Origin of the sequence: Pseudomonas sp. 9.2(2024) (genome assembly GCF_039695385.1) — a bacterium.
Classification (GTDB): domain Bacteria; phylum Pseudomonadota; class Gammaproteobacteria; order Pseudomonadales; family Pseudomonadaceae; genus Aquipseudomonas; species Aquipseudomonas paraglycinae.
In genome coordinates this window covers 1,543,670-1,570,374 of record NZ_CP155585.1, presented here as the reverse complement: position 1 = coordinate 1,570,374, position 26,705 = coordinate 1,543,670, and the positions used below count along the sequence as shown (strand labels likewise).

Sequence of the window (26,705 nt, the reverse complement as noted above, 5' to 3'; positions counted from 1 at the left end):
TTTACCTATGAGGAGATTGATCAGGTTGTGCTGACGATGCAGCACGCATGTCGCTCACAGGCGATCGCTCGGGGCTCGCGGCCTTCACATGATTCAACGTTCCGCAGCGGGAACATTTGATCTGGAGTTCTGTGTACTCGCCCACCCGGGCGAGCAGTCTTTTGCAATGGCCGCAGCGGCACTCTTTCAACATCGACAAATCCTTTTGATTCTCTGCGTGGCCTTGCTCATGCCGCGAAACCTTGTTGAAGCGCCTGCCTCAGGCAGGCATTCCAGAAAGCCCGGCGCAGGGGCCGGGCTTTTCGGTCATACAGACCAGAACAATCGGGTCGTCGATTCAAACCAGCGAAAAAGGCTCTGTCGGCCAAATCATGGTGTACGGGTAACCCGGTTGATTCCTGTAATCGCACACGGCGATGACGTATTGCTTGTAAGCCAGCAACGCCGCTTCTTCCTCCGGCGTTGCGATGCCCAGATCCTGCTTGTAATCCAGCGGGTTGAACGTCAGCCAACCTTTGGCATTCGATAGCTTCTCAGTGGCGAGGAACTTGACCTGGCTTGCCACCTCTTCGAAAGTGGGTGCATGCAACTCCCACTGGTTGTTGACCAGTCGGGCATTCCATCCGACCACGACTTCCGTGTTTCCTGTGGCATCCACCCACAGCCCCCCCAATCCGTCAGGAAAGCTGACCGGCATCCCTTCGTCGGTATCAACCACCCGATAAACCTTGGAATTGGGCATCGTGATGAAAACGTATCGATTCATTCTTATCGTCCTTTTTGATTGCCGGAATCCCGGCATTTCCGTTCCTGCCGGACAGGCAATCCAGAAAGCCCGGCTATACGCCGGGTCATTCAGTCATGCGGTCCTTATGCAGAGTCATGAAACGGTGATTTATGGAACTTCAGGCCAGGTGATTGCCAGCGGGTAACCTGGCTGTTTGTTGACGTTGCTCATATCAACGAAAAACTGCTTGTAAGCCTGCAACCCCGCGATATCGGCAGGCGTCGCCAGACCCAGCTCAACCTTCTGCTCCAGGGCGGTAGCCAGCAGAGTGGCGTTGACTCGATCAAATCGGCGGGAGCGTTCGGCGCGCAGCTGCATGGACAACTGCGATGGCTGACCCCACATATCGCTGTCGGTAAAGGTCCAGACGCCATCGGTATTCACCGCGTTCCAGGAGTAGTCGATCTTTGGCAATGCGGTGACATCCACCCAGACTTGACTCGCCGGAAAATCGTCGGTGATCGGGTTGTTGGTTTCGAAGATGTTGTCGACTTTGCCATCCACAACACGCACGTACTTCTTCATGGTCATCATCCTTTTTGATTGCCGGCCTCCCGGCATTTCTGTTTCTGCCCAGAAGGCATTCCAAAAAGCCCGGCAATCCGCCGGGCTTTTCAGTAATGCACTCCTTTGCCTTCCTTCAATCCTGTGTTCGTGAAGGAAGCTGACTTTTCGGCGCTACTGGCGCGGTACGAGTCCATTCAAATTGTTTTTCCGACCGCGGTCCCTGCCCGCCGGATAACTGCTTCTGGTGCTTTACGCTGCACACCCGGGTCAGTTGCCAACCCTCTGAACCGTTGAGGCCGGTTCATCGCTGCCTGTTCTTGTGGAACTAAAGAGCTGTTGTTGCCAGCCGCTTTGTCGAGCGGCTTGGTGGCAAGAATATGCATGGATGCATATACAGTCAATGCGCAAATGCATTTATTTATGCACGAGAAATGCGCGGATGCATGGAAGCCCCGCCAATCAAGGGTTGCCCGGTTTTCTACAGGCGAAAAAAAACCCGCCGAGGCGGGTTTTATCTGAAAGGGATCGGGTTAACGGGCGTACATGCCCCACCAGAAGACGTGACCGAGGATGACGATCTGCTCTTCCTGCATATCCTGGAAGCTGTAGTCCTCGTCCGGATGTTCATCGCGGTTGAAGCTGCGCAGACGGATACCGGTAGGCAGGCGATAGAGCTGCTTCACCCGCAATTGACCATTGTGGTTGATCGCATAAAGGTCGCCATCGATGATGTCGCCGATCCCGCACTTGCCGGCGTTGACGCCAACCGTGGCACCGTCGCGTAGTACCGGCAACATGCTGTTGCCCCGTACCGTCACGCATTTGGCCTGATCGAACTGCACACCGTTATGGCGCAGGCTGCGCTTTCCGAAGCGCAGGCTGGAGCGTTCGCTCTCTTCGATGACGAATCTTCCTGATCCAGCAGCCAATTCAACCTCGCGAAGAAAGGGCACCGACACCTCATCGTCATCGACGGGGGTGTCGTCGTCCCACAGGCTTATGTCCTTGAGTTCGGAATGCAACTCGTCGCGTCCGCCGTTGGCGGCAGGCGCAACATCCGCGCGCCCGCGCAACTGATCGGTGCTCACGGCGAAGTACTCGGCGATCTTCGAGATGTGTTTATCCGAAGGATCGACGATCTTCCCGCTGAGAATCCGCGAGAGCGTGGATTGAGGCACGCCGGTGCGACGGTGGAGCTCCGTGGGGGAGATCCCGTGCTGGTCGAGCAGTGCTCTTAAGACGGTAGATACGTTGCGTTTTTGCATAACGCGCATAGTGCTTGAAGTTTTTCGGGAAGACAAATGCTGATTTGCATAAATCGTGCATAGTCGACCTTTTTACCACCGATGCATGTCACCCGACCGCGATGCCTGCGTCCGACAGACCGCCCATGGTAACCTTGCGCCCATCGCGGAAAAGCCCGGCCACTGCCGCGCTTTTGCCCCACACCTTTGAACGAGTTGCCTGACAATCCGATGAATAAAGCCGTCTCCGACCTGTCCTCCCACACTCCGATGATGCAGCAGTACTGGCGCCTGAAGAATCAGCACCCGGACCAGCTGATGTTCTACCGCATGGGCGACTTCTACGAGATCTTCTACGAAGACGCGAAGAAGGCGGCCAAGTTGCTGGACATCACCCTGACCGCGCGCGGGCAGTCGGCGGGGCAGGCGATTCCGATGTGCGGGATTCCGTATCACGCGGCGGAAGGCTACCTGGCGAAGCTGGTCAAGCTCGGCGAGTCGGTGGTGATCTGCGAGCAGGTCGGCGACCCGGCCACCAGTAAAGGCCCGGTGGAACGTCAGGTGGTGCGGATCATCACCCCGGGTACGGTCAGTGACGAGGCGTTGCTGGATGAGCGTCGCGATAACCTGATCGCGGCGGTGCTGGGCGACGAGCGCCTGTTCGGCCTGGCTGTGCTGGACATCACCAGCGGCAATTTCACCGTGCTGGAGATCAAGGGCTGGGAAAACCTGCTGGCGGAGCTGGAGCGGGTCAATCCGGTCGAGTTGTTGATCCCGGATGATTGGCCAAAAGACTTGCCGGCAGAAAAACGCCGTGGGGTACGTCGTCGTGCACCGTGGGATTTCGAGCGCGATTCGGCGCTGAAAAGCCTCTGTCAGCAATTCTCCACCCAGGACCTGAAAGGCTTTGGCTGCGAAACCCTGACCTTGGCAATCGGCGCCGCCGGTTGCCTGCTGGCGTATGCCAAGGAAACCCAGCGCACCGCCCTGCCCCACTTGCGCAGCTTGCGCCATGAGCGGCTGGACGACACCGTGGTGCTGGACGGCGCCAGCCGCCGCAACCTCGAACTCGACACCAACCTGGCTGGCGGCCGCGACAACACCCTGCAATCGGTGGTCGACCGTTGCCAGACGGCCATGGGCAGCCGTTTGCTGACCCGTTGGCTCAACCGTCCGCTGCGCGACCTGACTGTGCTGCTGGCTCGCCAGACCTCGATCACTTGCCTGCTCGACCGCTATCGTTTTGAAAACCTGCAACCGCAACTCAAGGAAATCGGCGACATCGAGCGGATTCTGGCGCGGATCGGCCTGCGCAATGCCCGCCCTCGCGACCTCGCTCGCCTGCGTGATGCGCTCGGTGCGCTGCCTGAACTGCAAGTAGCGATGACCGATCTCGAGGCGCCGCACCTGCAACGTCTGGCGACCACCACCAGCACTTACCCGGAACTGGCGGCGCTGCTGGAAAAAGCCATCATCGACAACCCGCCAGCGGTAATCCGTGACGGCGGCGTGCTGAAAACCGGTTACGACAGCGAGCTAGACGAACTGCAATCGCTGAGCGAGAACGCCGGCCAGTTCCTGATCGATCTGGAAGCCCGTGAAAAGGCCCGCACCGGCCTCGCCAATCTCAAAGTCGGCTACAACCGCATTCATGGCTACTTCATCGAATTGCCAAGCAAGCAGGCTGAATCGGCGCCGGCAGACTACATCCGCCGTCAGACCCTCAAAGGTGCCGAACGCTTCATCACCCCGGAACTGAAAGAGTTTGAAGACAAGGCACTGTCGGCCAAGAGCCGCGCTCTGGCTCGCGAGAAAATGCTCTACGAGGCGTTGCTGGAAGACCTGATCAGCCAGTTGCCGCCGTTGCAGGACACCGCTGGCGCCCTGGCTGAGCTGGACGTGCTGAGCAACCTCGCCGAACGTGCGCTGAATCTCGACCTGAATTGCCCGACATTCGTCAGCGAACCGTGCATGCGTATCTCCCAGGGCCGTCACCCGGTGGTCGAGCAAGTGCTGACCACGCCGTTCGTGGCCAACGACCTGAGCCTGGACGACAACACCCGCATGCTGGTGATCACGGGTCCGAACATGGGCGGTAAATCCACCTATATGCGCCAGACTGCACTGATCGTGCTGCTGGCACACATCGGCAGCTTCGTGCCGGCGGCCAGTTGCGAACTGTCGCTGGTGGACCGGATTTTCACCCGGATCGGTTCCAGCGACGACCTCGCCGGCGGGCGCTCGACCTTCATGGTGGAAATGAGCGAGACCGCGAACATCCTGCACAACGCCACCGAGCGCAGCCTGGTGCTGATGGACGAAGTCGGTCGCGGCACCAGCACCTTCGACGGTCTGTCCCTGGCGTGGGCGGCGGCGGAGCGTCTGGCGCAGCTGCGCGCCTATACTCTGTTTGCGACGCACTATTTCGAACTGACCGTGTTGCCGGAAGCCGAACCGCTGGTGGCCAACGTGCACCTCAACGCCACCGAGCACAACGAACGCATTGTGTTTCTGCACCATGTGTTGCCAGGGCCCGCGAGCCAGAGCTACGGCCTTGCGGTCGCGCAGTTGGCCGGTGTGCCAAGCGAAGTGATCGTACGTGCTCGTGAGCACTTGAGCCGCCTGGAAGATACCGCGCTGCCGCATGAGGCGCCAAAACCGGCCGTCAAGGGCAAACCGGCGACGCCGCAGCAGAGCGACATGTTCGCCAGCCTGCCGCACCCGGTGCTGGATGAGTTGGCCAAGCTGGATCTGGATGACGTGACACCGCGTCGTGCACTCGAAATGCTCTATGCACTAAAGAACCGGATCTAAGCACCGACGAACCGGATATAACGCAAACGGCTTCAAGCTGTTAGAATCTCGCGCGGTTTGGGATGCTGCTGGCTAATAGCCTGGCTGGCAGACATCGCTCCCGAACCTGGCGACCCCAACCGTGAAGGGGCAACGCTGCCGCCGCCTGAGGAGAAAATTAGAAATGACCTTCGTCGTCACCGACAACTGCATCAAGTGCAAGTACACCGACTGCGTAGAAGTCTGTCCGGTGGACTGCTTTTACGAAGGCCCGAACTTCCTGGTGATTCACCCGGACGAGTGCATCGACTGCGCCCTGTGCGAGCCGGAATGCCCGGCCGTGGCCATTTTCTCCGAGGACGAAGTTCCGGAAGAGATGCAGGAATTCATTCAGCTGAACGTAGAACTGGCCGAGATCTGGCCGAACATCACCGAAAAGAAAGAATCGCTGCCGGATGCCGAAGAGTGGGATGGCGTCAAAGGCAAGATCAAAGACCTCGAACGCTGATCTGTCCCGCGTTTGAAGAAAAGGCCCCTTGCGGGCCTTTTTGCTTTTGCGGGTTTTGCTTTATTTCAGGCAAAAAAAAGGGGCGGTTTGACCCGCCCACATTTTTTCCCTATTCCCTGTGTTCCTTCTCATCGTCCTGATGAATCGCTTCCTGCGATGTCCGTTCCCCTCTTCCTTGAAGGGCGTGTCTATCCGTCGACACAACCCAGATACTAGAGATTTCCCCGCCGGCGGCAACTGGCCTCCAGCGCACTAACCTGCTGTCATAAGCCCTTCACATCAAAAAATAACCATATAAATCATTGCGTTACGATTCAGCCATGAGCGCAATCGCCTTCAGCGGCAGTGTAAAAATAACGAACACTTACGATACAGTCAGCAAAGGCTTACAACGCAAACCTACAAGGTGGGAACGCCTCCCGCTTTCAGTGCGCCAACAAAAAGCCCCGAACCAGTCGGGGCTTTCTGTATAGCGGTCATGCGGGTGGCTTATTGAAACAGCGACTCGCTCGACAGGCCGTTTTTCTCGAGAATTTCCCGAAGGCGCTTGAGGCCTTCTACCTGGATCTGTCTCACCCGTTCCCGGGTCAGGCCGATCTCCAGGCCTACATCTTCCAGCGTGCTGCTCTCATGGCCGCGCAGGCCGAAGCGGCGCACGACCACCTCGCGTTGCTTGTCGGTCAGCTCCGAGAGCCATTGATCGATGCTCTGCGACAGGTCGTCATCCTGCAGCAGTTCACATGGATCGGTCGGACGGTCATCCGTCAGGGTGTCCAGCAGGGTTTTATCCGAATCCGGACCCAGCGAGACGTCGACCGAAGAAACCCGCTCGTTCAAGCCCAGCATGCGCTTGACTTCGCCCACCGGTTTTTCCAGCAGGTTGGCGATTTCTTCGGGTGAAGGTTCGTGGTCGAGCTTTTGCGTCAGCTCCCGTGCAGCCCGCAGGTACACGTTGAGCTCCTTGACCACATGGATCGGCAACCGGATGGTCCGGGTCTGATTCATGATCGCGCGTTCGATGGTCTGACGAATCCACCAGGTCGCGTAGGTCGAGAAGCGGAAGCCACGCTCCGGATCGAACTTTTCCACCGCGCGGATCAATCCGAGGTTGCCCTCTTCGATCAGATCCAGCAGCGACAGCCCCCGATTGACGTAACGCCGGGCGATTTTGACCACCAGCCGCAGGTTACTTTCGATCATGCGCTTGCGCCCGGCAGGGTCGCCACTTTGCGACAAGCGCGCAAAATGAACTTCTTCTTCCGGGGAGAGCAGTGGGGAAAAGCCGATTTCGTTGAGGTACAGCTGCGTGGCATCGAGTGCCCGAGTGTAATCGATGTACTTATGTTGTTTAAGTGAAGCGGAGTGTTTGGATTTGGCACGAACGGAAGGTGGAGCAGCCCCTTCATCATTCGACATCGAATCCGAATCGATGCCGGTCTCCATCAGGAGAACCTCATCGTCGATGTCAAACTCCGGCACTTCTTTACTGAGAGCCATTGTTATAGTCCTTTGGTGAGTTCGACCCCAAGCTCAAGCGGCGCCTTTATCCTTGGCAACGCTGGAGCCTGTCCCCTCTACGCGACGGAACAGGCTGGTCTGCAAATCAACGTCTTGGCAGGAACTGCAGCGGATCTACAGGTTTACCTTGTCGGCGAATCTCAAAATGCAGTTTCACCCGGTCTGTACCCGTTGACCCCATTTCGGCAATTGTCTGTCCGACCTTGACCTGCTGCCCCTCCCGTACCAACAGCCGACGGTTGTGTCCGTAAGCACTGACGTAGGTTTCGCTGTGTTTGATGATGACCAATTCGCCGTAGCCCCTTAAGCCACTCCCGGCGTATACCACCGTCCCATCAGACGCAGCTAAAACAGGCTGTCCCAAATCTCCGGCGATATCAATTCCTTTATTCAAACTACCGTTTGAAGAGAATTTTCCAATCAGAATGCCATTAGATGGCCATCCCCAGCCGGTCGGGGCCGGGCCCGGTGGAGGCAACGGAGCGGGGGTTTGCTTGTTGGCGACGGACGGTACAACCGCCGTGGAAGCCGCACCGGAACCCGTGGTCGTAGTGGTTGTCGTGCCATTTGCCTGGCGCCGGATAACCGTGGTTTTGCTGGACGAAGACGCTGAAGAGCCGGAGTTGGTGACGACCGCCGTCGACGTTGAACCGGTGCGGCCATCGAAGCGAATCGTCTGACCCGGATGGATCGTGTATGGCGTAGGAATATTGTTCCGGGCGGCGAGGGCTTTGTAGTCCCAGCCGTAGCGAAAAGCGATGGAAAACAAAGTATCGCCCGGACGGACTACATACTGCCCGGTCGTCACGACCGGACGCTGGGCCACCGCATTGTTGCGATCGACGACCCGAACGTTGCTCGATTTTGTGCTGGAGCAACCGACCAGCAAGGTGCTCAAGACAAGGCCAGTCACCAGGCGCTGAAAGCTCGTGTTACCCATACGCTGCGCAATGACTGTGAGACTCACCCGCCGCTCCCTTTGTGGTGGCTGAAAAATGTGGAATGCCGATTCCGGCATGAAACTTCGCAAGTATAACGGGCGCAACCGGCTTTACCTTTATAGAAGCGCTATGGCTCGGCGCACACGTTTGCTTGTAGACGATCCATCCTGTTTAAACATTCGCTGCCGCTGTAAGACAGGCGCACTCGACAGGAATTCAGCATCGTGAAACAAATGCTCAGGCCAGCGGACCGTTCAGCAATGGCACGAAACGCACTGCCCCCAGAACGTGTCGGGAGAAGCCGTTTTCTTCGCGCACGATCAGCATCAATTGCTGCACTTCACCCGAGCCGACCGGGATCACCATCCGCCCGCCCGGTGCCAGTTGATCAAGCAAAGCCTGAGGCACATCGGTGGCGACTGCCGTGACAATGATGCCGTTGTACGGCGCCAGCGCCGGCCAGCCTTCCCAGCCATCGCCCCAACGAAACACCACGTTGCGCAGGTTGAGCTCGACCAGGCGTTCCTTGGCCCGATCCTGCAGAACCTTGATGCGCTCCACCGAAAACACCCGCTCGACCAGTTGCGACAGCACCGCCGTCTGGTAACCGGAACCGGTGCCGATCTCCAGTACTTTATCCAGCGGCCCGGCCTCCAGCAGCAGCTCGCTCATACGCGCCACCATATAAGGCTGGGAAATAGTCTGGTTGTTGCCGATCGGCAGCGCGGTGTCTTCATAGGCACGGTGCGCCAGCGCTTCATCGACGAACAGGTGTCGTGGGGTGCGGCGGATCACTTCCAGCACGCTGGCGTTGGAAACGCCCTCTTCGTACAGACGCTGGATCAGGCGCTCACGGGTTCGCTGGGACGTCATCCCGATGCCGCTGCGCAGCCTGTCGTCTTGTTCACGAGCCATCAGTTGAGCCCCTCCAGCCAGCCGTCGAGACTTCGGAAGGCATCATTGAAGGTGCGATCGAGCTGCAACGGAGTGATGGATACGTAACCTTGCATCACCGCATGGAAATCGGTGCCAGGCCCGCCATCTTCCGCATCACCTGCCGCTGCGATCCAGTAGCCGGCCTTTCCACGCGGGTCGACGACTTTCATCGGTGCAGCCGCACGGGCGCGATGGCCGAGACGGGTCAGTTGAATGCCGCGAATGTGATCGATCGGCAGATTCGGAATGTTCACGTTCAGCACCGTGCGCGGTGGCAGATCAAGCCCGGCGTGGGCCTCGACCAGTTTGCGCGCAAAGTAGGCGGCCGTGGGCAGGTTGTCGACCTGCCGCGAAACCAGTGAGAAGGCAAACGACGGGCGCTCGAGAAAGCGGCCCTCAAGGGCGGCTGCCACCGTTCCGGAATACAGCACGTCATCCCCCAGGTTGGCGCCCAGGTTGATACCCGAAACCACCATGTCCGGCTGGCGTTCGAGCAAGCCGTTGAGTCCCAGATGAACGCAGTCGGTCGGTGTGCCATTGAGGCTGATAAAGCCGTTGGCCAGGTATTGCGGGTGCAGCGGACGGTCGAGTGTCAGCGAACTGCTGGCACCGCTCTTGTCCTGTTCCGGGGCGATAACCACGCACTCGGTGTAATCCGCCAGCGCAGCATAAAGCGCGGCAAGACCGGGCGCAGTCACCCCATCGTCGTTAGAAATCAGAATACGCATGGGCTGTCCGTCTGCCCCACCGGCACCAGATCAACGAGTTCGCGCACCAATACGGTGGCGAAGCATCCGGCCGGGAGGACGAATTCCAGTTGCAGAATGTCAGGCTCGGGATAATGCCACGTCAACCCGCCAATGGGCAGCCGCAGGATGCGACGTTCGTGGCTCATACCGGCATTAATCAACCAATCGCGCAGATCCGCCTCGCGTGCGGCAATCCCCTGCTCCAGATCATGGACAACCCCGGCCGCCGGCGAGTCACCTTCGCCCCACTGCGGGCCGGTCGGATGCAGGTCGAGAATCGCCAGGCGTGGGTCGCTGCACTCGGCCTCACCGGCCGGGAAAAAGCTGCGGCTGTCGGTAAAGGCCAGCAGATCGCCGACCTGGGCACGCTGCCAGGTGCCATCGGCGACCCGCGCCGCGAGCACCTGATTGAACAGAAAACTGCGCGCGGTCGACAGCAGGCGCGAGCGCACATTGCGCTGCTCCGGCAGTGCCTTGCGCGCGGCCCACGAACGGGCATCGACCACGTTGCCACCGTCATGACCGAAACGTTGGGCGCCGAAGTAATTCGGGATGCCTTGTTTGGCGATCAGTTGCAGACGCTCGTCGATAGCGGCCTTGTCACCATTGAACTGAGTCAGGCGCAGGGTGAAACCGTTGGCCGAATGCGCACCGCGCTGCAGCTTGCGCTTGTGGCGGGTGGTCTTGAGGATTTTCAGCGTGTCGTTTTCCGCCGCCGACAGATCCGGATCGGCCTTGCCCGGCAACTGCACGCTGAACCACTGGCGGGTCAGCGCCTGACGATCCTTGAGCCCAGCGTAACTGACCGTACGCAGCGGCACACCGGCCGCCTTGGCGATGCGTCGAGCCGCTTCTTCGGTATTCAGGCCGCGCTTTTCCACCCAGATCCACAGGTGTTCACCGTCACCGCTGAACGGAATGTCGAGAACTTCATCGACCTGGAAATCTTCGGCGATGGCTTTCAGTACCGCGGTGCCGAGGGCGTCGCCATAGGCCCGCGGGCCGAGCAGTTGCAGTTCGTTCATGCGCGCAGCAACAAGGCAACGGAATGCACGGCGATGCCTTCTTCGCGACCGACGAAGCCGAGCTTCTCGGTGGTGGTGGCTTTCACGTTCACTTGATCCAGTTCTACTTGCAGATCCGCGGCAATCAGCGCGCGCATCGATTCAATATGGGGGGCCATTTTCGGCGCCTGGGCAACGATGGTGTTGTCGACGTTGCCGACCTTCCAGCCTTTGGCGTGGATCAGACTGACCACGTGACGCAGCAGCACTCGGCTATCGGCACCCTTGAATTGCGGGTCGGTATCCGGGAAATGCTTGCCGATATCACCCAGCGCAGCCGCGCCGAGCAAGGCGTCGCTCAAGGCATGCAGCAGGACGTCACCGTCGGAGTGAGCGAGCAGCCCGAAGCCGTGTGCGATTCGCACGCCGCCCAGAGTAATGAAATCGCCTTCAGCGAAACGGTGCACATCATAGCCGTGGCCAATACGCATAAAAAAACGCCCCGAATTTTGTCAGGGCGTGATTCTACCTGCTTTGTCAGGCGTTAGGCGCCTAGAGCGCGTGCGTGATGCTGCAAGTGGTCGTCAATGAAGCTCGCGATGAAGAAATAGCTGTGGTCGTAGCCCGGTTGCAGGCGCAACGTCAGCGGGTGGCCCGCTTGTTTTGCCGCTTGTTGCAGGGCTTCCGGTTTGAGCTGGGTGGCGAGGAAATCGTCGCGGTCACCCTGATCGACCAGCAGTGGCAGTTTCTCGTCCGCTTCGGCGATCAGTGCACAGGCATCCCACTCGCGCCACTTCGAACGGTCTTCGCCGAGATAGCGGGTGAATGCCTTCTGGCCCCACGGGCAATCAATCGGATTGTTGATTGGCGAAAACGCCGAAACCGACTGGTAACGACCCGGATTGCGCAACGCACAAACCAATGCACCGTGGCCGCCCATGGAGTGGCCACTGATGCTGCGCTTGTCCGAGGCCGGGAAATGCGCTTCAACCAGTGAAGGCAATTCCTGCACAACATAGTCGTGCATCCGATAGTGCCGCGACCATGGCTCCTGCGTGGCATTCAGATAAAACCCGGCACCTAGGCCGAAATCCCAGGCCCCGTCAGGATCACCCGGTACGTCGGGGCCACGGGGGCTCGTGTCCGGCGCCACGATGATCAGACCGAGTTCGGCCGCCATGCGCATCGCGCCGGCCTTCTGCATGAAGTTCTCGTCCGTGCAGGTCAGGCCCGACAGCCAGTACAGCACCGGCAACTTGCCGCCCTGCTCTGCCTGCGGCGGCAGATACACGGCAAACACCATGTCGCAGCCCAGCACTTCGGAGCGATGGCGATAGCGCTTGTGCCAACCGCCGAAACTTTTCTGACAGGAGATGTTTTCCAGACTCATGTAGGACTCCTACGCAGCCACGGCTACATATCGGCAGCCGTGGCATCGCGACTGATCAGAAATGAATGACGGTGCGGATGCTCTTGCCTTCGTGCATCAGGTCGAAAGCTTTGTTGATATCTTCCAGGCCCATGGTGTGAGTGATGAAAGTATCCAGCGGGATTTCGCCGCTTTGCGCCATATCGACGTAGCTTGGCAATTCGGTACGACCACGCACGCCACCGAACGCCGAACCACGCCAGACGCGACCGGTCACCAGCTGGAACGGACGGGTGGAGATTTCCTGGCCGGCACCGGCCACACCGATGATCACCGACTCGCCCCAGCCTTTATGGCAGCACTCGAGGGCTGCGCGCATCAGTTGCACGTTGCCGATGCATTCGAAAGAGAAGTCGACGCCGCCATCGGTCATGTCCACGATCACTTCCTGGATCGGACGATCGAAGTCTTTCGGGTTCACGCAGTCGGTAGCACCCAATTGTTTGGCGATTTCGAACTTGGCCGGGTTGATGTCGATGGCGATGATGCGCGCGGCCTTGGCCTTCACTGCACCAATCACGGCCGACAGACCGATGCCGCCGAGACCGAAGATGGCCACGGTGTCACCCGGTTTGACTTTAGCGGTGTTGATCACTGCGCCGATACCGGTGGTCACGCCGCAGCCGAGCAGACAGACCTTTTCCAGCGGGGCATCTTTGGAGATCTTGGCCACGGAGATTTCCGGCAGCACGGTGTACTCGGAGAACGTCGAAGTGCCCATGTAGTGGAAAATCGTTTGGCCCTTGTAGGAAAAGCGTGAAGTGCCGTCCGGCATCAGGCCCTTGCCCTGGGTGGCGCGGATCGCCTGACACAGGTTGGTTTTGCCCGACTTACAGAATTTGCACTGGCCGCATTCCGGGGTGTACAGCGGAATCACGTGGTCGCCGACGGCCACCGAGGTCACGCCTTCGCCGATCGCTTCGACTATGGCACCGCCTTCGTGACCGAGGATCGACGGGAAGATACCTTCCGGATCAGCGCCGGACAGGGTGTAAGCGTCAGTGTGGCAAACCCCGGAAGCCACCACGCGCAGCAGCACTTCACCGGCCTTGGGCATGGCGACATCGACTTCTACGATTTCCAGCGGCTTCTTGGCCTCGAAGGCAACGGCGGCGCGCGACTTGATCATGCTGACTCTCCAGTGAATCGATTGAATAAAAAACCAGACAGTCAGTGTAGTTCAGCGCTGCTTGATGAATAATCCTGGCAAAAGCAAAACATTATTGCCATACAGGGATAATCCCCATGTCCGAAAACCGCTGGGAAGGCATCGACGAGTTCGTCGCCGTTGCCGAATGCAGCCAGTTCACTGCGGCTGCCGAACGCCTGGGCGTTTCTTCCTCGCACATCAGTCGACAAATCGTACGACTGGAAGAGCGCTTGCAGACGCGACTGCTGTACCGCAGTACCCGGCGCGTCACCCTGACCGAAGCCGGCCAGACCTTTCTGCAACATTGCCAGCGTCTACAGGACGGTCGCGAAGAAGCGCTGCGCGCAGTCGGCGACCTGACCAGCGAACCCAAAGGCATGCTGCGCATGACCTGCGCCGTGGCTTACGGCGAACGCTTCATCGTGCCGCTGGTGACCCGTTTCATGGGGCATTACCCGCAACTGCGCATCGATATCGAACTGACCAACCGGCAACTCGATCTGGTGCATGAAGGCCTGGACCTGGCGATCCGTCTTGGCCGGCTTCAGGATTCCCGGCTGGTGGCGACCCGGCTGGCACCGCGACGCATGTATCTGTGCGCATCGCCTTCCTACCTTGAACGGTACGGGCGCCCACACAGTTTGTCGGAGCTGGGACGGCACAATTGCCTGATCGGCAGCTCGGACATCTGGCAGCTTGAACAAAATGGGCGGGAATTTTCCCAGCGGGTGCAGGGAAACTGGCGCTGCAACAGTGGGCAAGCGGTGCTGGATGCGGCGCTACAAGGCGTCGGACTGTGTCAGTTGCCGGACTATTACGTGCTGGAACATCTGCACAGCGGTGCATTGGTTTCGCTTTTGGAAGCGCATCAACCGCCGAATACGGCGGTGTGGGCACTGTACCCACAGCAGCGGCACTTGTCGCCGAAGGTGCGCAAACTGGTGGACTTTCTCAAGGAAGGCTTGGCCGAACGGCCGGAATATCGGGCTTAACGTCGATTGGCCCAGCACTGGCGCAACCATTCGAGGTCTTCGGGGCGGGTGACTTTCAGGTTATCCGCGCGACCTTCGATCAGGCGCGGTGCCAACCCGGCCCACTCCATCGCAGAAGCCTCATCGGTAATCACTGCGTCCGCAACCAGACTGTCCGCCAATGCGCGGTGCAGCGCACCGAGGCGGAACATCTGCGGCGTATAGGCTTGCCAGATCACGCTGCGATCGACGGTTTCCACCACCCGACCGTGCTTGTCGACCCGTTTCAAGGTGTCCTTCGCCGGCACGGCCAACAGGCCGCCGACCGGATCGTTCGCCAGCTCAGCGAGCATTTTGTCGAGATCGTCACGGCTCAGATTGGGCCGCGCCGCATCGTGCACCAGCACCCAGTCCTCGTCGTCCGCGCCTTGGGCGTGCAGATGAAGCAAGGCGTTGAGCACCGAGCCGGAACGCTCGGCACCACCGTCAACCCGTTGAATGCGCGGATCGCTGGCGCTGGCCAGATTCGGCCAATAAGGATCATCAACGGCAAGGCTGACCACCAGGCCCTTGAGGCTCGGGTGATCGAGGAAACAGCCGAGGCTGTGTTCGAGAATTGTGCGCCCGCCCAGTTGCAGATATTGCTTGGGACGGTCCGCGGCCATACGTGCACCGACGCCCGCGGCAGGAATCACGGCCCAGAAGGCCGGCAGGGAATCGATCATTGGGCCAACTGGTAAAGGGTTTCGCCGTCCTTGACCATGCCCAGTTCGTGACGAGCCCGCTCTTCAACGGTCTCCATGCCTTTTTTCAACTCGCTGACTTCAGCGTCCATCACCCGGTTGCGCTCCAGCAAGGCTTCGTTCTCGGCGTGTTGATCAGCAATCTGCTGATTCAGTTCGGCGACTTGCGCCAGACTGCCATTGCCCACCCACAGGCGGTACTGCAGACCGGCCAGCAGCAAGAGCAAAACGAGAAACAACCAGTAAGGACTGCGCATCGAATATCAGGTATCCAGTGAAAAAAGACAGCCACGCCAAAACTTTGAAGCATCTGATAGCACGAAGCCTGGAATATCCAGGCTTGTGCATATAAGGCATCAGATTAGTGGCAAATCCATCGCTGTCACGACTTTTCCGACACAATCCGGTGTCTTTCTATCATTTACTGCTCAGCCGCGAAACTCGCTACGACCGTTGTACTTGGCCTTGCCATTCAACTGCTCTTCGATACGCAGCAGTTGGTTGTACTTGGAAACGCGGTCGGAACGGCACAGCGAACCGGTCTTGATCTGGCCAGCCGAAGTACCCACAGCCAGGTCGGCAATGGTCGAATCTTCGGTTTCGCCCGAACGGTGCGAGATCACGGCGGTGTAACCGGCTGCCTTGGCCATCTGGATGGCTTCCAGGGTTTCGGTCAGGGTGCCGATCTGGTTGAACTTGATCAGGATCGAGTTGGCGATCTTTTTATCGATGCCTTCTTTCAGGATCTTGGTGTTGGTCACGAACAGGTCGTCGCCGACCAGTTGGGTCTTCTCGCCGATCTTGTCGGTGAGGATCTTCCAGCCAGCCCAGTCGGACTCGTCCAGACCGTCTTCGATCGAGATGATCGGGTAACGCTCGGTCAGACCTTTAAGGTAGTCGGCGAAACCTTCAGCGGTGAACACCTGGCCTTCGCCGGACAGGTTGTACTTGCCGTCTTCGAAGAACTCGCTGGCCGCGCAGTCCAGAGCCAGGGTCACGTCGGTGCCCAGCTTGTAACCGGCGTTGGCGACTGCTTCGGAAATCACTTTCAGTGCGTCTTCGTTGGACGCCAGGTTCGGCGCGAAACCGCCTTCGTCACCGACAGCAGTGCTCAGGCCACGGGCCTTCAGCACGGCTTTCAGGTGATGGAAAATCTCGGTGCCCATGCGCAGACCTTCCGAGAAAGACTTGGCGCCAACCGGCTGAACCATGAATTCCTGGATGTCGACGTTGTTGTCGGCGTGTTCGCCACCGTTGATGATGTTCATCATCGGAACCGGCATCGAGTACACACCCGGGGTGCCGTTCAGGTTGGCGATGTGAGCGTACAGCGGCAGATCCTGATCCTGTGCAGCCGCCTTGGCCGCAGCCAGAGAAACGGCGAGGATGGCGTTGGCGCCCAGGGTCGCTTTGTTTTCAGTACCGTCCAGCTTGATCATCGCGTGATCCAGCGCTTTCTGGTCGCTTGGGTCGGTGCCCAGCAGCAGATCGCGGATCGGACCGTTGATGTTGGCTACCGCCTTGAGCACGCCCTTGCCCAGGTAACGGCTCTTGTCGCCATCACGCAGCTCGAGCGCTTCACGCGAGCCAGTGGATGCACCGGACGGCGCGCAAGCGCTGCCGATGATGCCGTTGTCGAGAAGCACGTCCGCTTCCACGGTGGGATTGCCACGGGAGTCGAGAACTTCACGACCTTTGATGTCGACGATTTTTGCCATTGTTGTAAACACTCCAAAGTTGACGAAAACGACGCAGCTAGAGGAAATCTTTTTACCGTCGGCAAGTGGTGTGCAGCGGGCAGCTTGCAGACGACAACGCTCATACCCGAGGGCATGAGCGACAAATCGTGCGGTACTTTACCGGAGAATTGAGGTTTACGCGGTTTCTACCGTCGGAAAACTCTTCACCAGTTCGTCCAGGGCTTTGAGCTGGGCCAGGAATGGCTCCAGTTTGTCCAGACGCAAGGCGCAAGGGCCGTCGCATTTGGCGTTGTCCGGATCCGGGTGCGCTTCGAGGAACAGGCCCGCCAGCGACTGGCTCATGCCAGCCTTGGCCAGGTCGGTGACCTGGGCGCGGCGACCGCCGGCAGAGTCGGAACGACCGCCAGGCATTTGCAGCGAATGGGTCACGTCGAAGAATACCGGGTACTCGAACTGCTTCATGATGCCGAAGCCGAGCATGTCGACCACGAGGTTGTTGTAGCCGAAGCTCGAACCACGCTCGCAGAGGATCAACTGATCGTTACCCGCTTCCACGCACTTGTTCAGGATGTGTTTCATTTCCTGAGGCGCGAGGAACTGGGCTTTCTTGATGTTGATCACAGCGTTGGTCTTGGCCATCGCGACGACCAGATCGGTCTGGCGCGACAGGAAGGCCGGCAGCTGGATGATGTCGCAGACCTCGGCGACGACCGCGGCCTGGTCAGGCTCGTGGACGTCGGTGATGATCGGCACGCCGAAGGCTTGTTTGATGTCCTGGAAGATGCGCATGCCCTCTTCCAGGCCAGGACCGCGATAGGAGGTCACAGAAGAACGGTTGGCCTTGTCGAAGCTGGCCTTGAACACGTAAGGGATGCCGAGTTTTTCGGTGACCTTCACGTACTCTTCGCAAACCTGCATGGCCATGTCACGGCTTTCCAGCACGTTCATGCCGCCGAACAGCACCATGGGTTTGTCATTGGCAATCTCGATGTCGCCGACGCGGATGATCTTCTGTGCCATCGGGGTTACGCCTTCTTCTGGTGTTGAGCCAATGCCGCTTTGACGAAGCCGCTGAACAGCGGATGGCCATCGCGTGGCGTCGAGGTGAACTCTGGGTGGAACTGGCAAGCGACGAACCATGGATGATCCGGAGCTTCGACCACTTCAACCAGCGCAGCATCGGAAGAGCGACCGGAGATTTTCAGGCCAGCCTCGATGATTTGCGGCAGCAGGTTGTTGTTCACTTCGTAACGGTGACGGTGACGCTCGACAATCACATCCTTGCCGTAGCAGTCGTGCACCTTGGAGCCGGCTTCGAGCAGGCATTCCTGAGCGCCGAGGCGCATGGTGCCGCCCAGATCGGACGCTTCGGTACGGGTTTCGACTGCACCGGTAGCGTCTTCCCACTCGGTGATCAGACCGACAACCGGATGGCCGCTGGCACGATCGAATTCGGTGGAGTTGGCGTCTTTCCAGCCCAGCACGTTACGGGCGAACTCGATGACCGCCACTTGCATGCCCAGGCAGATCCCCAGGTATGGAACCTTGTTTTCGCGAGCGTATTGAACGGCAGTGATCTTGCCTTCCACGCCACGCAGACCGAAGCCGCCCGGTACGAGGATCGCGTCGACGCCTTCCAGCAGCGCGGTGCCCTGGTTCTCGATGTCTTCGGAATCGATGTAGCGCAGGTTGACCTTGGTACGGTTGGTGATGCCGGCGTGACTCATCGCTTCGATCAGCGACTTGTAGGCGTCCAGCAGCTCCATGTACTTGCCGACCATCGCGATGGTGACTTCGTGCTCTGGATTGAGCTTGGCATCAACGACCTTTTCCCACTCGGACAGGTCGGCGCCATTGCATTGCAGACCGAAACGCTCGACGACGAAATCGTCCAGACCCTGAGCGTGCAGCACGGCCGGGATCTTGTAGATGGTGTCGACGTCTTCCAGGGAGATCACCGCACGCTCTTCAACGTTGGTGAACAGCGCGATCTTGCGACGCGACGACACATCCACCGGATGGTCGGAACGGCAGATCAGAACGTCTGGCTGCAGGCCGATCGAACGCAGTTCCTTCACGGAGTGCTGGGTCGGCTTGGTCTTGGTTTCGCCTGCGGTGGCGATATACGGAACCAGGGTCAGGTGCATCAGCATCGCGCGCTTGGAACCGACTTCCACACGCAGCTGGCGGATGGCTTCGAGGAACGGTTGCGATTCGATGTCGCCAACGGTGCCACCGATTTCCACCAGGGCCACGTCGGCATCGCCGGCGCCCTTGATGATGCGACGCTTGATTTCGTCGGTGATGTGCGGAATCACCTGGATGGTTGCACCCAGGTAGTCACCACGGCGCTCTTTGCGCAGCACGTGTTCGTAGACACGGCCGGTGGTGAAGTTGTTGTTCTGGGTCATGGTCGTGCGGATGAACCGCTCGTAGTGGCCCAGGTCCAGGTCGGTCTCGGCGCCGTCGTGGGTGACGAACACTTCACCGTGCTGGAACGGGCTCATGGTGCCCGGGTCGACGTTGATGTACGGATCCAGCTTCAGCATGGTGACCTTAAGCCCCCGCGCCTCCAGGATGGCCGCCAATGAAGCCGATGCAATGCCTTTCCCCAAAGAAGAAACAACACCGCCCGTGACGAATATGTAGCGCGTCATGAAAAACCCTAGAAGTCTGCGTTAAAGCGGTCCGAGCCGCCGGGGAAAGCGAAGGAAGGCCGAAGCCCCCGATCACCTGCATTAATCACAGTGCACCTTTCAAAAAAACCGCCGCGTTGGGACAGACCGGAAGTGAAAACACCGGTACGTTGCTCGCTACACATTTTTTGGAATCGCCCAGCAAAGACTGCTTGGTAATCGGCAACTCCTGCAATTCAGGCGAATCCACAGAAGTTGTATCAAGAAGGGAGCGTAGTCTACCGGAATGCCCCCTTCATCTCAAACCTTGATCTTCGTCCGAAGGCTGCCAATGCAATCGCCAGCCTTCCAGCGCATTGCCGTCGAGCCCCGGCAGGTTCGCCACGGCGAGCAATTCTTCACCGCGAAACAGCAGCGGCAATCTGCCACGCACGAAGCCCGGCACCGCGCGCTCATTGAGCAGGCGCTTGAGATCACGATGACCGCGATCCGCCAGATGCATCACCTCGCCGCCCTGCCGATAGCGGATTTGCAGCGGCCCGGCGGGAGTCTGGCCGATGAACATGACACGTCCGTTATCGGGCAAGCGTAGCGCCAGCGACGGCTCGTGCCAGTCGCCGCTGACCACCGGTGCGCGTAGCCATTGCCCGCTGAGCCACCACAAGCGACCGGCGCTTCGATGCAACTCGCCATCCGCCAGACGCCAGATCGGCGAGGCATCGTTGCCGGCATCGCGCAGGTCCGCCCAACCCGACCAATGGTCGGTATCCGGCAGTCGGGTCAAAGGTTCAAGCCAGTGACTGAGTGCGTTTCGCTGACGGGCATCGGACAACCCCGCGATGGCCGCAAACTCCAATGATGGCAATCCCGACCATTCGAACTCGGCGGGCAAGCTTGCTTGAGCCAGATCGATTTGAGCCAGCTCATCGAGCAAACCTTGCGCCTCACGCAGATGCGCCGCACTGCGGGCCATGCTGGCGTGAGCCTGAGGCCAGCGGCCGGTCAGCAACGGCATGACCTGATGGCGCAGATAGTTGCGCGAGAACTGTCGATCCTGATTGGAAGGGTCCTCAATCCAACGCAGACCATGGTCGTGCGCATAGGCTTCCAGCTCGGCCCGCGTAACATCGAGTAACGGCCGAACCAGACTGCCCTGCCCCAGCACGCGCTGAACTGGCATACCGGACAACCCACGCACGCCAGCGCCACGCAACAGGCGAAACAACAGCGTTTCAGCCTGATCATCGCGATGCTGCCCGGTCAGCAGCACATCACTGGCCTGAGTCGCCGCTATGAACGCTGCATAGCGCGCATCCCGCGCCGCCCGCTCCAGACTCGCCCCCGGCTGCACCTGCACATGCACCACTTGCAACGGCACCGCCAGTTCATCGCAGACAGCCTGACAATGCGCCGGCCACGCGTCGGCCACAGTCTGAAGGCCGTGATGGACATGGATGGCACTTAGCGCGGGAAGGGAATGGGTTTTGGCAAGATTTGCCAGAAGGTGCAGCAAGACGGTGGAATCGAGGCCACCGGAGAAGGCGATCCGCCAATGGGAAGCACCGAGCCAGGGCTTGAGATTGCGCAGAAGCCTGGAAGGCAAATCAATCGAGGGCTGACCCATTTTTCTACCTTTTCACAAACCAAATGTGGGAGCGGGCTTGCTCGCGAAAGCGGTGAAACAGCCAACACAGTCGTTGAATGTTACATCGCATTCGCGGGCAAGCCCGCTCCCACAGTGTTTTGCATCGTTGGCCGAAACGGCTCGACTTAGAGGCCGTAGCTCATCAGACGATCGTAACGACGCTTGAGCAGCGCTTCGTTGTCGAACTTCTTCAGCATCGCCAGTTGCGAGCTCAGCTCGGCGCGAATCGAGGCAGCGGCCGCAGCCGGATCACGGTGAGCGCCGCCCAAAGGCTCGCTGATCACCTTGTCGACAATGCCGAGGCCTTTCAGACGCTCGGCAGTGATGCCCATCGCTTCAGCAGCATCCGGCGCTTTCTCTGCGGTTTTCCACAGAATCGACGCGCAACCTTCCGGCGAGATCACCGCGTAGGTCGAGTACTGCAGCATGTTCAACTGATCGCACACGCCGATCGCCAGTGCACCGCCGGAACCACCTTCACCAATCACGGTGGCGATGATCGGGGTTTTCAGGCGAGCCATGACGCGCAGGTTCCAGGCGATCGCTTCGCTCTGGTTGCGCTCTTCGGCGTCGATGCCAGGGTAGGCGCCCGGGGTGTCGATGAAGGTCAGGATCGGCATCTTGAAACGTTCGGCCATTTCCATCAGGCGGCAAGCCTTGCGGTAGCCTTCCGGACGCGGCATGCCGAAGTTGCGGCGTACCTTTTCACGCACTTCACGGCCCTTCTGGTGACCGATCACCATCACTGGCTGGTCTTCCAGACGTGCCACGCCGCCCACAATGGCCGCGTCGTCGGAGAAGTGACGGTCACCGTGCAGTTCGTCGAACTCGGTGAAGATGTGCTCGATGTAGTCCAGGGTGTAAGGACGTTTCGGGTGACGCGCCAGACGTGCGATCTGCCAGCTGGTCAGCTTGCCGAAGATGTCTTCGGTCAGCGTCTTGCTCTTGTCCTGCAGGCGGGAGATCTCATCGCCGATATTCAGCGAATTGTCATTACCGACCAAGCGCAACTCTTCGATCTTGGCTTGCAGGTCGGCGATCGGCTGTTCGAAATCTAGAAAATTCGGGTTCATAGGCGTCCGTCTTGGGTCGTGTCCCAAATGAGCTTGGGCCGGCCGGTTGTCTATTCGCGCCCTACCTTAAGGGAGAGGCGCGCTGAGGTCGAGATTAAAAATTCAGGTTGTGGGCAGGCGCTTTGATAGCACCTGCCGGTCAACGGTATTGGAGGAAGACGTTGTCTCGCCCGAACTGGTCACGCAGGGCTTGAATCAAGGCATCCGCCGGGTCGATCCGCCAGGTCTCGCCAAACTGCAGCAAGGTCTTCGCATCGGGACTGGTGTACTCCATGGTGATCGGGCACGCCCCGCGATGACGCTTGAGCAAATCACTCAACCAGCGTAGCTGATCGCCTTTCAGGTCCTGGGTTTGCAACTTCAGGCGCAGACTCTCGGCCAGGTTGGTGCGCGCATCTTCCATGCTCATCACCCGCTTGACCCGCAGCCGCAGGCCGCCGGAGAAGTCATCGTTGCTGACCTCGCCTTCGACCACCACCATCGCATCGGTCTGAAGCAGCGATTGCGCGGAGTGGAACGCATCGGCGAACAGCGACGCCTCGATCCGTCCGGAGCGATCATCGAGGGTGATGAACCCCATCTTGTCGCCCTTTTTGTTCTTCATCACCCGCAGGGCAATGATCATCCCCGCCACGGTCTGGGTATCCCGGGCCGGTTTCAGGTCGATGATGCGCTGACGGGCGAAACGGCGGATCTCACCTTCGTACTCGTCAATCGGGTGACCGGTCAGGTACAGGCCCAAGGTGTCTTTTTCACCTTTGAGGCGTTCCTTGAGCGTCAGCTCCTTCGCCTTGCGGTGGATCGCGTAAACGTCCGCGTCTTCCTCGACGAACAGCCCGCCAAACAGGTCGGCGTGGCCGCTGTCACGGGTGCGCGCGGTCTGCTCGGCCGACTTGATCGCCTCTTCCATCGCCGCCAGCAGCACGGCGCGGTTGCGGTCAATGTTGGCCTGATACGCCTTCTGCTCGTCGTGGAAGTACGGGCCGAGGCGATCCAGCGCGCCGCTGCGAATCAGACCGTCCAGCGTGCGCTTGTTGATGCGCTTGAGGTCGACCCGGGCGCAGAAGTCGAACAAATCCTTGAACGGACCGGCCTGACGGGCTTCGGTGATCGCTTCCACCGGGCCTTCGCCGACGCCTTTGATCGCGCCCAGGCCGTACACGATGCGGCCTTCGTCGTTCACCGTAAACTTGAACTCAGAGGTGTTCACGTCCGGCGCGTCGAGGCGCAGCTTCATCGTGCGCACTTCCTCGATCAAGGTCACGACCTTGTCGGTGTTGTGCATGTCCGCCGACAGTACCGCGGCCATGAACGGCGCCGGGTAGTGGGCTTTCAGCCAGGCAGTCTGGTACGAGACCAGGCCGTAGGCGGCGGAGTGGGATTTGTTGAAGCCGTAACCGGCGAATTTTTCCACCAGGTCGAAAATGTTACCGGCCAGATCCGCGTCGATATTGTTCGACGCACAACCCTCAATGAAACCGCCGCGCTGCTTGGCCATTTCCTCGGGCTTCTTCTTACCCATCGCCCGACGCAGCATGTCCGCGCCACCGAGGGTATAACCGGCCATGACCTGGGCGATCTGCATCACCTGTTCCTGATACAGGATGATGCCGTAGGTCGGTGCCAGTACCGGCTGCAGGCCTTCGTACTGGTAATCCGGATGCGGATACGCAAGTTCCGCGCGACCGTGCTTACGGTTGATGAAGTCATCCACCATGCCCGATTGCAGCGGCCCCGGACGGAACAGGGCCACCAGTGCGATCAAGTCTTCGAGGCAGTCGGGCTTGAGCTTTTTGATCAGCTCTTTCATCCCGCGGGATTCAAGTTGGAACACAGCGGTGGTTTCAGCTTTTTGCAGCAGCTGATAGGTCGGCTTGTCATCCAGCGGGATGAAAGCGATGTCCAGCGGCGGCTCGTTGACCTTGGCGCGGTCGCGGTTGATGGTCTTCAGCGCCCAGTCGATGATCGTCAGGGTCCGCAGACCGAGGAAGTCGAACTTCACCAGACCGGCCGCCTCGACGTCGTCCTTGTCGAACTGGGTCACCAGACCGTCGCCGGCCTCGTCGCAATAGATCGGCGAGAAGTCGGTCAGCTTGGTCGGCGCGATCACCACACCACCGGCGTGTTTACCGACGTTACGCACCACGCCTTCGAGCTTGCGCGCCATCTCCCAGATTTCCGCCGCTTCCTCATCGACCTTGATGAAGTCGCGCAGGATTTCTTCCTGCTCGTAGGCTTTTTCAAGGGTCATGCCGACTTCGAACGGAATCATCTTCGACAGGCGATCCGCCAGGCCGAACGACTTGCCCTGGGCCCGCGCCACGTCCCGCACCACAGCCTTCGCCGCCATGGAACCGAAGGTGATGATCTGGCTCACCGCGTTGCGGCCGTACTTTTCGGCCACGTAGTCGATCACCCGGTCGCGACCGTCCATGCAGAAGTCGACGTCGAAGTCGGGCATCGATACCCGTTCCGGGTTGAGGAAACGTTCGAACAGCAGGTCATATTCCAGCGGGTCGAGGTCGGTGATCTTCTGTACATAGGCCACCAGCGATCCGGCACCCGACCCCCGGCCTGGGCCCACCGGAACACCGTTGTTCTTGGCCCACTGGATAAAGTCCATCACGATCAGGAAGTAACCGGGGAACCCCATCTGGATGATGATATCCAGCTCGAAATTCAGCCGGTCGACGTAGACCTGACGCTTGGCCTCGTAGTCCTCGGTGGTGTCCTTGGGCAGCAGCACGCTGAGGCGCTCTTCCAGACCATCGAACGAGACCTTGCGGAAATATTCGTCAATGGTCATGCCATCGGGAATTGGATAGTCGGGCAGGAAGTGCTTGCCCAGCTTCACGTCGATGTTGCAGCGCTTGGCGATCTCGACGGTGTTCTCGATCGCATCGGGCAGGTCGCTGAACAGCTCGGCCATTTCCTCGGCGCTTTTCAGGTACTGCTGGTCGCTGTAGTTCTTGGATCGCCGTGGGTCGTCGAGGGCCCGGCCCTCACCGATGCAGACACGGGTTTCGTGGGCGGCGAAGTCTTCCTGCTTGATGAAGCGTACGTCGTTCGTAGCTACCAACGGCGCGCCGAGCTTGTCGGCAAGGGCCACGGCACCGTGCAACTGTTCTTCGTCGTTCGGACGGTTGGTACGCTGAATTTCCAGATAGAAACGATCCGGGAACACCGCCATCCATTCGCGGGCCAGCGCCTCGGCTTCGGCGGGGTTGCCGCCGATCATGGCCATACCGATCTCGCCTTCTTTCGCGGCGGACAGCATGATCAGGCCTTCGTTGGCCTCGGCGACCCACTCGCGCTCGATGATGACCATGCCGTTACGCTGACCGTCGATGAAGCCACGGGAAATCAGCTCGGTCAGGTTGCGATAGCCCTGGGCATTCATGACCAGCAGGCTGATCCGGCTCAGCGGCCCGTCCGGGTCCTTGTTCGACAGCCACAGGTCGGCGCCGCAGATCGGCTTGATCCCGGCACCCATGGCGTTTTTATAGAATTTGACCAGCGAACACATGTTGTTCTGGTCGGTCACCGCAACGGCCGGCATGCCCATGCCGGTCAGGGCCTTGACCAGCGGTTTGATCCGCACCAGCCCGTCGACCAGGGAGTATTCAGTGTGCAGGCGTAGATGAACGAATGAAGCCGGCATAGTGATCCTGTCCAGTTACATAGAGACAACAAGGCCCGGATTGTACCGGGCCCCGAACAAAACATCAGCCTCGCCGCTAAACCTGCGCGAGACCTTCCAGTGCTTCATAAGCCTGCCGTACCGGGGCAAAAGAACGCCGGTGAATCGGCGTCGGCCCGAGGCGTGACAGCGCTTCCAGATGAACGGGGGTCGGATAGCCTTTATGGCCGCCGATGCCGTAACCCGGGTAGATCAATTCGAACGCCGCCATCTCGCGGTCGCGGCTGACCTTGGCCAGAATCGATGCCGCTGCAATCGCCGGCACCTTGCCGTCGCCCTGCACCACCGCTTCGGAACGCATCGGCAGTTTCGGGCAGCGGTTGCCGTCGATCATTGCCAGTTTCGGCTGGATATGCAGGCCAGCGACCGCGCGCTGCATCGCCAGCATGGTGGCGTGAAGGATGTTCAGTTCGTCGATTTCTTCGACTTCGGCGCGGGCGATGCACCAGCTCAGCGCCTTCTCGCAGATTTCGTCGTAGAGCTTTTCGCGCTTGGCTTCGGTAAGTTTCTTCGAATCGTTGAGGCCGAGAATCGGACGGTTCGGATCGAGGATCACCGCTGCCGTAACGACCGCGCCGCACAACGGGCCGCGACCGACTTCATCGACGCCGGCGACCAGCTCTTCGACTTCGGCGACCAAGGTGAAATCCAGGCCCATCTGCATGCTTGTC

24 protein-coding genes are annotated in these 26,705 nt (G+C 59.6%); 3 read left to right on the top strand and 21 right to left on the bottom strand.

The annotated features are described in order from the left end of the window. Window position 1: 1 nt before the first annotated feature. The 4 genes from ABFB52_RS06925 to ABFB52_RS06910 form a co-directional block, all read right to left on the bottom strand. Window positions 2–193 carry a Com family DNA-binding transcriptional regulator gene (locus tag ABFB52_RS06925; RefSeq protein ID WP_085748127.1) on the bottom strand — a complete coding sequence of 64 codons (192 nt, stop codon included), beginning with the start codon at window positions 191–193 and terminating at the stop codon, window positions 2–4. A gap of 144 nt (window positions 194–337) precedes the next feature. Beyond that, window positions 338–766, bottom strand: coding sequence for a tail fiber assembly protein (locus tag ABFB52_RS06920; RefSeq protein ID WP_085748126.1), 429 nt, complete (start codon window positions 764–766; stop codon window positions 338–340). Window positions 767–895: 129 nt separating this feature from the next. Then, window positions 896–1,312, bottom strand: a complete 417-nt coding sequence (locus ABFB52_RS06915; protein WP_085748125.1) for a tail fiber assembly protein — start codon at window positions 1,310–1,312, stop codon at window positions 896–898. Window positions 1,313–1,824: 512 nt separating this feature from the next. Next, the gene (locus ABFB52_RS06910; RefSeq protein ID WP_085666844.1) at window positions 1,825–2,559 is read right to left on the bottom strand and encodes an XRE family transcriptional regulator; all 735 of its coding nucleotides are present in this window, start codon (window positions 2,557–2,559) and stop codon (window positions 1,825–1,827) included. Window positions 2,560–2,769: 210 nt separating this feature from the next. On the opposite strand from ABFB52_RS06910, the gene mutS reads away from it, so the two are divergent. Both mutS and fdxA read left to right on the top strand, forming a co-directional pair. Then, on the top strand, window positions 2,770–5,352 hold the full coding sequence (gene mutS / locus ABFB52_RS06905) for a DNA mismatch repair protein MutS (RefSeq protein ID WP_129973412.1): 2,583 nt from the start codon (window positions 2,770–2,772) through the stop codon (window positions 5,350–5,352). Between the two features lie 163 nt (window positions 5,353–5,515). Further along, on the top strand, window positions 5,516–5,839 hold the full coding sequence (gene fdxA / locus ABFB52_RS06900) for a ferredoxin FdxA (RefSeq protein WP_007908827.1): 324 nt from the start codon (window positions 5,516–5,518) through the stop codon (window positions 5,837–5,839). Window positions 5,840–6,328: 489 nt separating this feature from the next. Here the strand turns inward: fdxA and rpoS are convergent, their stop codons facing one another. The 8 genes from rpoS to ABFB52_RS06860 all read right to left on the bottom strand — a co-directional run bounded on the left by rpoS (window position 6,329) and on the right by ABFB52_RS06860 (window position 13,545). Beyond that, window positions 6,329–7,336, bottom strand: a complete 1,008-nt coding sequence (gene rpoS / locus ABFB52_RS06895; RefSeq protein ID WP_007954831.1) for an RNA polymerase sigma factor RpoS — start codon at window positions 7,334–7,336, stop codon at window positions 6,329–6,331. 106 nt (window positions 7,337–7,442) lie between these two features. Beyond that, window positions 7,443–8,324 (bottom strand): peptidoglycan DD-metalloendopeptidase family protein, encoded by an 882-nt coding sequence (locus tag ABFB52_RS06890; RefSeq protein ID WP_085748123.1) that lies wholly within the window; start codon window positions 8,322–8,324, stop codon window positions 7,443–7,445. A gap of 211 nt (window positions 8,325–8,535) precedes the next feature. Next, window positions 8,536–9,171 (bottom strand): protein-L-isoaspartate(D-aspartate) O-methyltransferase, encoded by a 636-nt coding sequence (locus ABFB52_RS06885; RefSeq protein WP_170844894.1) that lies wholly within the window; start codon window positions 9,169–9,171, stop codon window positions 8,536–8,538. 41 nt (window positions 9,172–9,212) lie between these two features. Next, window positions 9,213–9,962 carry a 5'/3'-nucleotidase SurE gene (gene surE, locus ABFB52_RS06880; protein ID WP_085748122.1) on the bottom strand — a complete coding sequence of 250 codons (750 nt, stop codon included), beginning with the start codon at window positions 9,960–9,962 and terminating at the stop codon, window positions 9,213–9,215. After that, a complete protein-coding gene (gene truD / locus ABFB52_RS06875) occupies window positions 9,950–11,008 on the bottom strand; it encodes a tRNA pseudouridine(13) synthase TruD (RefSeq protein WP_011332702.1) in 1,059 nt (352 codons plus the stop codon). Before truD ends, surE begins: the two co-directional genes overlap by 13 nt. Beyond that, entirely contained in the window at window positions 11,005–11,478 is a 474-nt protein-coding gene (gene ispF, locus ABFB52_RS06870; protein WP_007954821.1) for a 2-C-methyl-D-erythritol 2,4-cyclodiphosphate synthase, read from the bottom strand. The genes truD and ispF overlap by 4 nt, the downstream gene beginning before the upstream one ends. Before the next feature lie 53 nt (window positions 11,479–11,531). Continuing rightward, window positions 11,532–12,377 carry an S-formylglutathione hydrolase gene (fghA, locus tag ABFB52_RS06865; protein ID WP_085748121.1) on the bottom strand — a complete coding sequence of 282 codons (846 nt, stop codon included), beginning with the start codon at window positions 12,375–12,377 and terminating at the stop codon, window positions 11,532–11,534. 55 nt (window positions 12,378–12,432) lie between these two features. Further along, complete coding sequence (locus ABFB52_RS06860; protein WP_085748120.1) at window positions 12,433–13,545, bottom strand: S-(hydroxymethyl)glutathione dehydrogenase/class III alcohol dehydrogenase; 1,113 nt, start codon at window positions 13,543–13,545, stop codon at window positions 12,433–12,435. Window positions 13,546–13,661: 116 nt separating this feature from the next. On the opposite strand from ABFB52_RS06860, the gene ABFB52_RS06855 reads away from it, so the two are divergent. Next, entirely contained in the window at window positions 13,662–14,558 is an 897-nt protein-coding gene (locus ABFB52_RS06855) for a LysR substrate-binding domain-containing protein (protein WP_085748119.1), read from the top strand. On the opposite strand, the gene ispD is transcribed toward ABFB52_RS06855, so the two are convergent. The 9 genes from ispD to rnhB form a co-directional block, all read right to left on the bottom strand. Next, on the bottom strand, window positions 14,555–15,262 hold the full coding sequence (ispD, locus tag ABFB52_RS06850) for a 2-C-methyl-D-erythritol 4-phosphate cytidylyltransferase (RefSeq protein ID WP_129973413.1): 708 nt from the start codon (window positions 15,260–15,262) through the stop codon (window positions 14,555–14,557). The two genes, ABFB52_RS06855 and ispD, sit on opposite strands and share 4 nt — an antisense overlap. Continuing rightward, window positions 15,259–15,537, bottom strand: a complete 279-nt coding sequence (ftsB, locus tag ABFB52_RS06845) for a cell division protein FtsB (protein ID WP_003222158.1) — start codon at window positions 15,535–15,537, stop codon at window positions 15,259–15,261. The genes ispD and ftsB overlap by 4 nt, the downstream gene beginning before the upstream one ends. Before the next feature lie 171 nt (window positions 15,538–15,708). Continuing rightward, complete coding sequence (gene eno, locus ABFB52_RS06840) at window positions 15,709–16,998, bottom strand: phosphopyruvate hydratase (protein WP_007954808.1); 1,290 nt, start codon at window positions 16,996–16,998, stop codon at window positions 15,709–15,711. A gap of 156 nt (window positions 16,999–17,154) precedes the next feature. After that, window positions 17,155–18,000, bottom strand: coding sequence for a 3-deoxy-8-phosphooctulonate synthase (kdsA, locus tag ABFB52_RS06835; protein WP_007954807.1), 846 nt, complete (start codon window positions 17,998–18,000; stop codon window positions 17,155–17,157). Between the two features lie 5 nt (window positions 18,001–18,005). Continuing rightward, entirely contained in the window at window positions 18,006–19,637 is a 1,632-nt protein-coding gene (locus ABFB52_RS06830; protein ID WP_007954805.1) for a CTP synthase, read from the bottom strand. Window positions 19,638–19,911: 274 nt separating this feature from the next. Continuing rightward, window positions 19,912–21,240, bottom strand: a complete 1,329-nt coding sequence (gene tilS / locus ABFB52_RS06825) for a tRNA lysidine(34) synthetase TilS (RefSeq protein WP_102717200.1) — start codon at window positions 21,238–21,240, stop codon at window positions 19,912–19,914. 146 nt (window positions 21,241–21,386) lie between these two features. Continuing rightward, window positions 21,387–22,334, bottom strand: coding sequence for an acetyl-CoA carboxylase carboxyltransferase subunit alpha (locus tag ABFB52_RS06820; RefSeq protein WP_011332694.1), 948 nt, complete (start codon window positions 22,332–22,334; stop codon window positions 21,387–21,389). A 139-nt stretch (window positions 22,335–22,473) separates the two neighbouring features. After that, window positions 22,474–25,995 carry a DNA polymerase III subunit alpha gene (dnaE, locus tag ABFB52_RS06815; protein ID WP_129973414.1) on the bottom strand — a complete coding sequence of 1,174 codons (3,522 nt, stop codon included), beginning with the start codon at window positions 25,993–25,995 and terminating at the stop codon, window positions 22,474–22,476. Window positions 25,996–26,071: 76 nt separating this feature from the next. Next, the gene (gene rnhB, locus ABFB52_RS06810) at window positions 26,072–26,698 is read right to left on the bottom strand and encodes a ribonuclease HII (protein WP_085748114.1); all 627 of its coding nucleotides are present in this window, start codon (window positions 26,696–26,698) and stop codon (window positions 26,072–26,074) included. Between the last annotated feature and the right edge of the window lie 7 nt (window positions 26,699–26,705).